Source organism: Psychrobacter sp. TB20-MNA-CIBAN-0197 (genome assembly GCF_040309765.1).
GTDB lineage: Bacteria > Pseudomonadota > Gammaproteobacteria > Pseudomonadales > Moraxellaceae > Psychrobacter > Psychrobacter submarinus.
Genome location: NZ_JBEOPC010000279.1, coordinates 1 through 314, shown reverse-complemented (window position 1 = coordinate 314; position 314 = coordinate 1). Strand labels below are relative to the sequence as shown.

The following is a 314-nucleotide window of genomic DNA, read 5'->3' as shown; positions in this document are numbered from 1 at the left end:
TTTTGGAAGCAAGATCGAGCTTGAAGTCAAACGCATGCTCAAGACGGTGCAGCTCGTCAATGCCTTCGAAGAGCAAATGGTGGCCCTTTCGGACGATCAATTGCGCGCCAAGACCGCCGAGTTCAAGGCCCGTATCGCCAAAGGGGAAACCCTCGACAAGCTGTTGCCGGAAGCCTTCGCCGTCGCCCGCGAGGCCGGCAAGCGTGTGATGGGCATGCGCCACTTCGACGTACAACTCGTCGGCGGCATGACCCTGCACGAGGGCAAGATTGCCGAAATGCGCACCGGTGAGGGCAAGACCCTCGTGGCCACCC

1 pseudogene is annotated in these 314 nt (G+C 60.5%); it reads left to right on the top strand.

Features of this window, described 5'->3' with window-relative positions:
• Nucleotides 1-314 (top strand): annotated as a pseudogene (gene secA / locus AAEY83_RS13660) (preprotein translocase subunit SecA); the annotation flags it as partial.